A 6,981-nucleotide genomic window follows, 5' to 3' on the forward strand; every position below is an offset into this window, starting at 1 on the left:
GGCTGGCACCAGATCGTGATGCTGCTGTTCGTATTGTCCGGCGGCCTTGTCGTGATCGCCTTCATCGATTTTCCGGTGCAGTGGGTGCGCCGCAATTCCCGGCTCAAGATGTCGATGCAGGAAATGCGTGACGAGCATAAGGAAGCCGAAGGCGCGCCTGAGAAGAAGGCCGCGCAAAAGGAACGCCAGCGCAAGATCGCGATGGGCGGCCTGATCCCGGCGGTGAAGGACGCGCAGTTCATCCTCACCAACCCGACGCACTTCTCCGTCGCGCTGTCTTACGACCCGGACAAGGCCTCTGCTCCGATCGTGCTGGCCAAGGGCCGTGGCGACAAGGCGCTGGCGATGCGCGAACTGGCGGCGGAGTATCAGGTTCCGGTGCTGGAATATCCCGCCCTCGCCCGCTCGGTGTATTACACCACGCGAGAACGGCAGGTGATACGCGAGGAGCTTTACGTCGCCGTCGCCGCGATCCTGGCCTTCGTCTTCGCCCTGAAGCGCGGCGAGCATCCCGCGCGGCCCGACGTTAAGGTGCCGCTGACACTGCGTTTCGACACCGATGGTCGCCTCGATCCATCGATAACCGCTTAAGCTGCGCGCCCCGGAACCGTTCTACCAACCATGACGACGACCAGTTCTGCCACTGCGACACCGACGCCAACGCCGAGCGCGACGCAGAACCTCGTCGCCAGCCTGGGCAGCGGCAGCGGCATCGACATGCAGGCGCTGGCGACCAACCTCGCCAACGCACAGTTCGCCTCGCAGATAGACCGGCTGAAAAACAAGTCGGACACGCTGACCACCCAGGTTTCTTCGGCTTCGAACATCAAGTCGATGCTGCTCAGCTTCTCAACGTCGCTCGGGGACATGGTGCGCAACGGCAGCTTGTCACCACAACCGCAATTCAGCACCAGCGGCATCGCCACCGGCACGCTCTCCGGCTCTCGCCAGCCATCGGGTAACTATTCGCTGGAAGTGATGGCTCTGGCCAAGAGCCAGACCCTGGCGAGCGCAGCCTACTCCGGCAGCACCGCGATGACCGATGCGGTGGGCCCCGGTACGCTGACCTTCAAGTTCGGCACGACCACGCCCGCGTCCACGGATGGCAATGGCGATCCTGTCGCAGCCGGTTTCGCCGAAGACAGCAGCCACGCCGCCGCCAGCATCACCATCGCCGCCGGGGCCACGCTCAATGACGTGGCTAATGCGATCAACGCCAAGAACGCCGGTGTCACCGCCTATGTCGCGCAGACCAGCGCCGGTGCGCAACTGGTGTTCAAGGGACAGGAAGGCGCGGCCAACGGCTTCGTGATCGAGACCAGCTCTGACAGCAGCACCGCGCTCTCCAAGCTGGCCTGGAAACCCTCCGACACGACCGGGCAGCTGATCGCGAGCTCAGGCGATGCCAGCTTCAAGGTAGACGGCCTGGCCCGCACCGCCAATTCCAACACCATCGCCGAGGCAATTCCCGGCGTCACTCTCAAGCTGGCGGCCACCAACGTCGACAAGCCCACCACCGTCACCTTCAGCGACACGTCATCGGCGCTAAGCACGACGATGACGGATCTGACCAATGCGCTGAACGAGATCGCTTCCGCGCTTAATGCTGCGACCGATCCCAAGACTGGCGACTTGCGCTCTGACAGCGGCGCGCGCGGACTGAAATCGGCCCTGAGCCAGTTCGCCGGGTCCACCGTGGTTCCTGGTGCGACGGGCGCTGCGCGCACGTTGGCGGATCTGGGCCTGTCCACCCAGCGCGACGGCACGTTCACGCTGGACAGCAATCGCCTGAAAGCCACGCTGGCCAAGGACCCGCAGGGCGTGGCAGCGATGTTCACGAACGGCCTGTACGGCGTCTATTCGAACGTCGACAAACTCTATCGCAACTCCACATCGGCCAGCAATCCGGGGTCACTGGGCGGCTCGATCGCGCGGTTCAACAAGCAGCTGACACAGGCCAAGGAAGACCAGAACACCTTGTCGACCAAGCAAGAGAAGCTGCGCGCCACGCTGAACGCACGCTTCGCCGTTACCGACAGCCGGATATCGTCGTCCAAGTCCACGCTTTCGTTCCTCCAGGGTCAGATCGACGCCTGGAACAAATCGGATCGCTGAGATGCTGGCGCTTCGCTCTCCGCAAGAGGCCTATCGCCGCGTCGAGTTCGATGCGCGCGTAGCCGCTTCGCGTCCCGCCGACTTGGTGCATCTGTGCATCGAACACCTTATCGGCGCGCTGGGCACCGCCGTCCACGCGGCCGCCGCGGGCGACAACCAGCTGAAGAGCAAATCGCTCACCACCGCATTGACCGCGGTGACGGCGCTGCAACTGGGTGTCAGCGGCGAAGACGGCGTCGCCGGCGCGCTGCGGCACATGTACGAAGCCGCCCGCCGCACCATCCTAGACAGCGCGATGCAGTTTGATTCGCGCCGTATTGATACTTTGCGGACCGATTTTCTGGAGATCGGCGCTGCGCTGCGCGGCAGCTGAGATATTAATCTCCCGATTCGGTTTTTACGCAGGCGTTGTAATCGGTACCGAACGGTCGAAACACGCCTGACGTAGGTCGGAAACGGACGTGACTTGCCCCCACGCCACGCGCTTTTGCGCGAATGTCGCCCCTAGGCACAAACCAATAGGGGCATCCTGGTGGAGCACGTTTCCAACCTGATACTGATCGACAGCGACTCCCGCCGGCGCGCTTCGATCAGCCATGCGCTGGCGGCGAGCAGTATCCACGTCGAACCTTTCGAGAATATCGACGAACTCGCCAGCGCCTGGCCGCGATCGGGCGTGATCATGATCCATGATGAGGCGGGCAGCATTCCAGACCTGATCGAGAAGATGGCGGCGGACGGGGAATGGTACCCGATCATCGCCTTCAGCGAATACCTCGCGCCGCGCCGGATCGTGGAAGCCGTCCTGGACGGCGCGATTGACTATGTGGCTTGGCCGCTGGATTCGGAAGAACTGAACGAGGCTCTGGCTCGCGCCGTCGACAAGTCGGATGCCAGCGGTAACACCAAGCTGCGCGAGGTTATGGCGCGCTCTCGCCTTGACCGGCTGACCAAGCGCGAGCGCGAGGTTCTGGATGGCGTGGCCAGCGGCCTCTCCAATCGCCTCATCGGAGAGAAACTCGCGATCAGCCCGCGCACCGTGGAAATCCATCGCGCCAACATGCTGAACAAGCTGGGCGCCAACCACACGTCCGAAGCCATCCGCATCGCCATCGAAGCCGCAATGGTAAACTGAGAAAAGCGACCCGGCTCCCGCCCATGCGTCGGGCCGTGGTCGCGATGCCGCAGCAGCAAGCACCTTCGGGCCCGCCTTCACTTACGCGAGCGAGGAACGCTGTCTAGGCACAAATCAAGCAGGAAAAGTGGTGGGCGGTTTGATATTAAATAAATGGAATTAGATAAATAACTTATAATTATGTCTCGAACGCATCATTGATCGAGACTGAAATCTGTTGTTTTTTCTATAACCAACGCAGTTTTAAGAAACCGATGCTGGCATAAGCCTACGTTAGGAATTTAAAAGATCACGCTTGGTGGATCGCATCGACGAAATGCCTGAGGTTCCGTCATCATCACCAAAGACAAGCAATAAACTCGGGAGAACACGCAGCGCGAGATCGGCCGCATCGCGAGGGCTGGTCGTGCCTCCTGCAGGTTAGCAGGATAGCCGGGCGCGACGCTAATGGCTCCCCGAGAGCTCGGTAGGGTAGCCTACGGAACGACGCCTCACTCATCGAAATATGCCAGTCGCTTTGTTCGCAGCTATGAACGCTGAATTAAGAGCTTTTGCGCGGCGTTAACTCGACATCAACCATCGGCGGCTAGCTATACCATGCCCGGTCCCGGGAAGGCCCAGTTGCTGACGCTCATTTGCTACCGAGGCGTTGCGGCTGGGCCAACCTTCCAAGTACAAGGCACCCAGGCGGAGCCAGAGCTCCCAAAATGGCTACATGGGATCATGACGTGAGTGCTCGTCGAGCACTGCGGGTTAACCGCGCAATTCGCTGAACAAGCTCATTTTCTTCATAAACTATGGATCATAGGGCGAACGATTTACTTTGAACCCGCACATGACTATTTTGCCAATTCGAACTCCCCTGCCCGCTTGCCATCGAGGTAGGGCGCGCGGGTGAGACCTTCCGCACCCGCGTGAGGCTCCGAGGAATGCCAGGGACCGACGTTTGACTGATCCTATGTGATCTGGCGCTCATGCACGCCCCGCCCGGAAGGCAGAGGGGCGCTATTGCCCAGGCTAGCCTGCCGCGACGAGGGTTATACAATTCCTAGATTGCCGTGTTGACGTACGGCGCACCCGCACCTTGCCTCGCCACAGAACTTTTTTATGACCCCGCCGTGCGAACGTGCTCGAGAGAGCAAGTCGAAGTGGCCTAAGCGACAAAGAGCAATATCCCAATATCGCGAAATTTTCTGGTTTTGCAGGCGAGTAGCGGCCTTGAGAGTACCACCCATCTTCACGGCGGTTGTGAACGCGAGAAATAGTTTAGGTTAGGGATGTGTTCATGCGTGCAATCCATAAAGGACGCCCCACTCCTGGGGCAGGACCCAGCCTTCCTCGGAGTTACCGCCCCCGGTGTTTTGGTTGGGTCCTGCAGCTCGGAATAATTTCTAACAAACAGTGTTGCTAAGCGTGGCCAACAAATCCGTAGCGATCTTTTTCTCCACCGCTATTACAATTGGCGGTGCTATCTTGGTTAGCCATGGCATGTTTGCGCTTGAACAGCTTTTCACTGTTCGGCTTACAATTTGCTTGGGTATCGTCGCTCTGCTTGCTGGCTCGCTTGGCTTTCAACTAATATGGTGGGCCGATCACAAAGACGATGGCGCTGAGCGTCGCAAACGCCCGCGCTACCCAAAGGATCATGGCCCAGGACCTAGCGGCAGGCATACTCGGCAATAAGAACCCGTGTATAAACGTTTTAATAGATTTAGCAAAATGGACCGGAGCACCTTTCGGCGGTCCTGCTCCGGCCCTAGCCACCGCCGACAGGGATCATTGGTGACGTTATAATGGCCTACAGACTATGAGCAGGCCTATCCAACCTAAAGCGATGGATTGACCCCCAGACCGGTCAAAGCCGTATGTCGCGTAAATACAATGCTCAATTCATTATCTGGAATATCTTAGGTGGTCCGAGTCCCGGGCCAGGACCCAGCCTTCTTCGGTAACTACCGCCCCCGGCGTTTCGGTTGGGTCCTGCATTTAAACCAGCCCAAACTCCGAAAGCCGCAGTTTCTGCTGGATTGCCGCAGCCGATGATTACCTGCCGGATTTGGTGCCGCAGATCCCCAACGCTACGCGTCACGCCCTTGTCGTAAAACCGAGGCTGCTGCGGATCAACACAGGTAAACTCCTTGCTATTCGAGGCATGGCGCGTCGAAGTCATTGTAGCCTTAGAAGCTACTAATGAGGTAGCACCAGCCAACGTTAGGCCGTTGGCTGGCCTTCTCTAGCAAGAACGCTTTAAAAGGGTCTGAACCGCTCGGTGTGGGCTTTGACAACATGTATGCGTCTTGCTGAACGGTGCATCGCCGTTGGTATTTACCGTTTTGTAGCGCTAGATAGGGCAGTCACAATGCAGCGATCAAGTAGCGATAGTCGCGCCAGATTACGCCACCGCAATCGTAGGAGGTAAAGCCCCAATTGTGCTTCCGACGAGAGGTGGCCAAGGCGGCCATAGGTGCGCGGTCAGCCGCGGTTCAGATCCACGCTGTCACGCATCGCGATCACAATTTTTGGACGGTAATATGAAGGCAGGTCTTCGCGTCTCTAAGCTCGGGCTCATCTTCGGCGTTGCCGCTGCTCTTTGGCTCCTAATCGCAACAGGCTGCTACGAAGTCGAAGGCGCGCCTCATCTCGGCCTTGGCATTCGTCACCGGATTGCCATCCAGCTCGAACATCGGTCCAAGCGCCATCATCAACATCGCTTCGCCCGCGACCCGGCTCACGACATTCTGACCGGCTAATGCATCGCGGCCGCGAGCTTCTCGTCGTATGCGAACGTGCGGTAGCCGGGCCCATAGTATGCGGCGGCGAAGGCGCGGCAGGTCGCCGGGTTGAGCAACAGCCGGCGCAGTTCGTCCGTCGGGCCGAAGTGCTCGATGTGCGAACGAAAAGTTCAAGCTGGCCGCCCTAGCTCCGCGCGCAGGCCTATCCCAGCGCTTACGGCGAGACGTAGCCAAGCTTGCTTGTCCCACCGCCGCCCATAACCTGAAACAGACCACAGGAGCGTGCCTGGAACGCCGCTTTGACCTCGCCGGTGACAATGCCCGCGCAAAGCCGGTCCTAGCTTTCGATGGGGCCATCGTCGTTCGCACCGGTGGTAGCTGCCGCTTTTGCTCTGGCTGAAAGACGATGGCAAGAAGCGGTCGCCCGTTTGCCAAGGGAATTCGTGTCGTTTCTAATGGATCGTGGGCGTTCCGGCGCGATCGGTAAGCGGTGTGCTCAGGCCACGGCGGTCCAAGACATGAGCTCTCCGACGGCGTTGGCCGGGTGACCTGCGGCCAGCTTGGTGAGGGTCTCGGCCAGCCAGGCATGCGGGTTGATGGCGTTGATTTTGCAGTTTTCGATGAGCGTGGCGATCACTGCCCAGTTGTCGCCACCTTGGTCAGAGCCTGCGAAGAGTGCGTTCTTGCGGTTGAGGGCAAGCGGACGGATCGACCGCTCGACGGTGTTGCTGTCCAGCTAGACGCGGCCGTCATCGAGGAATAGCGACAGCCCGGCCCAGCGGGTCAGCGCGTAGCGGATGGCATCGGTGAGCTTGCTCTTTGCACTGACCTGCCGGAGCCGCGCATCGAGGTAGATGTGCAGGTCATCGACGATGACGCGGGACCGTTCGGCACGCGCGGTGCGGCGCTGCTCCGCCGAGGTGCCGCGAACCTGCTCCTCGATCGCATAGAGCCTGGCGATCCGGCGCAGCACCTCGGTCGCGACCGGCGAGCTATCGG

5 protein-coding genes and 1 pseudogene are annotated in these 6,981 nt (G+C 60.1%); 5 read left to right on the forward strand and 1 reads right to left on the reverse strand.

Annotated elements, in window-relative coordinates:
• From ACHWRX_RS09785 to ACHWRX_RS09805, 5 genes are all read left to right on the forward strand, one after another.
• The coding region (locus ACHWRX_RS09785; RefSeq protein ID WP_394659048.1) for a flagellar biosynthesis protein FlhB at positions 1-591 on the forward strand (591 nt) is incomplete at its 5' end.
• A 30-nt stretch (positions 592-621) separates the two neighbouring features.
• On the forward strand, positions 622-2,115 hold the full coding sequence (gene fliD / locus ACHWRX_RS09790; RefSeq protein ID WP_394659049.1) for a flagellar filament capping protein FliD: 1,494 nt from the start codon (positions 622-624) through the stop codon (positions 2,113-2,115).
• Between the two features lies 1 nt (position 2,116).
• Positions 2,117-2,488, forward strand: coding sequence for a flagellar protein FliS (locus ACHWRX_RS09795; protein WP_058736233.1), 372 nt, complete (start codon positions 2,117-2,119; stop codon positions 2,486-2,488).
• A 159-nt stretch (positions 2,489-2,647) separates the two neighbouring features.
• Positions 2,648-3,250, forward strand: coding sequence for a response regulator transcription factor (locus tag ACHWRX_RS09800; RefSeq protein WP_394659050.1), 603 nt, complete (start codon positions 2,648-2,650; stop codon positions 3,248-3,250).
• Between the two features lie 2,531 nt (positions 3,251-5,781).
• A complete protein-coding gene (locus ACHWRX_RS09805) occupies positions 5,782-6,000 on the forward strand; it encodes a hypothetical protein (RefSeq protein WP_394659051.1) in 219 nt (72 codons plus the stop codon).
• A gap of 478 nt (positions 6,001-6,478) precedes the next feature.
• Here the strand turns inward: ACHWRX_RS09805 and ACHWRX_RS09810 are convergent.
• A pseudogene (locus ACHWRX_RS09810) lies at positions 6,479-6,981 on the reverse strand (transposase); the annotation flags it as partial.

It is taken from the genome of uncultured Novosphingobium sp. (assembly GCF_964277725.1).
GTDB classification, from domain to species: Bacteria; Pseudomonadota; Alphaproteobacteria; order Sphingomonadales; family Sphingomonadaceae; genus Novosphingobium; species Novosphingobium fluoreni.

What these genes read in the sequence shown, in the direction of transcription:
- fliD (WP_394659049.1), top strand. Translation starts at nt 622, where the DNA reads ATGACGACGACCAGTTCTGCCACTGCGACACCGACGCCAACGCCGAGC.
- ACHWRX_RS09795 (WP_058736233.1), top strand. Translation starts at nt 2,117, where the DNA reads ATGCTGGCGCTTCGCTCTCCGCAAGAGGCCTATCGCCGCGTCGAGTTC.
- ACHWRX_RS09805 (WP_394659051.1), top strand. Translation starts at nt 5,782, where the DNA reads ATGAAGGCAGGTCTTCGCGTCTCTAAGCTCGGGCTCATCTTCGGCGTT.